Annotated in this window: 1 pseudogene; it reads right to left on the bottom strand. The window is 32.9% G+C overall.

The window, feature by feature from the left end:
• Window positions 1-40: 40 nt before the first annotated feature.
• Window positions 41-1,066 (bottom strand): annotated as a pseudogene (ltrA, locus tag BM384_RS17155) (group II intron reverse transcriptase/maturase); the annotation flags it as partial.
• Between the last annotated feature and the right edge of the window lie 61 nt (window positions 1,067-1,127).

Raw genomic sequence — 1,127 nt, 5'->3', positions numbered from 1 at the left:
CTTAGTTCGATTTATTATGTCCACTCTTTTATACTAACACCACTTTTTCTTTAAATCTTTTAATTGATTTCTCATGTATTCGTATTTTGGCTCCGCCTTTAGCGAAGTAGAATGAGAATCCTAAGAACTTTCTTTTACTTACAATATCAACTGCACTTTTATCTCTGTTAACTTTTAATTTTAGTTCATCTTCGATAATCCTTGTTATAGAATTCATTACTCTAAGGCCTGCTCTTTTACTCTTTACATATATATTACAATCATCAGCATATCTACAGAATCTATGACCTCTTTTCTCAAGTTCTTTATCAATATCATCTAGCATTATGTTTGCTAGTAATGGACTAAGCGGTCCACCTTGTGGTGTTCCTTCTTCATTTGATACTTTAATTCCATTTATTAAAACTCCACTTTCTAGATACTTCCTTATAAGGTTTAGTAGTCTTCTATCTTTCACTCTTTTTTCAAGTTTTCCCATTAAAATATCGTGGTTAACTTTATCAAAGAACTTTTCTAAGTCCATGTCTACAACCCACCTATATCCTTGATTTATATATGTTTCAGATTATTTTATAGCATTCTTTGCACCTCTGTTAGGTCTAAATCCGAAACTACTTTCAGAGAAAGTAGGCTCGTATATTTCATTTAGTACTTGTGCAATTGCCTGTTGAATCATTCTATCCTGTACTGTTGGTATTCCTAATAATCTTATTCCACCATCTGGTTTTGGAATTTCAACTCTCCTTACTGGAGATGGATTATATTTTCCTTCTAGCAGTTTAGATTTAACTGTTGTCCATGTCCTTTTGACATGCTCACGAAGTTCATCGGTCTTCATGCCATCAATTCCATGGCTACCTTTATTTCTAATTACTCTATACATTGCTTCAAGCATATTGTCTCTTTCGAGTACATCTTCGAGTAATCTGCTAGTATCAAATAATTCATTGTTTACGCTTTCCCTATTTAATAAATCTACAGTTTTAATCTGCATCTTCTGTTTATCTTGAACTTCCATTTCTACCTCCACAGCAAGATTCCTTATCGGAATTTCTGCTTTCTTCATAATTCTTAGATTTATCAAAGTTGTAAACCTCTAATGTTCAGTCCTTCCCTTCGTTATCGCG

This window comes from Clostridium sp. DSM 8431 (assembly GCF_900116755.1).
GTDB lineage: Bacteria > Bacillota > Clostridia > Clostridiales > Clostridiaceae > Clostridium.
Note: the sequence above shows the minus strand (reverse complement) of the source record. Positions and strands in the feature narration are given on the sequence as shown.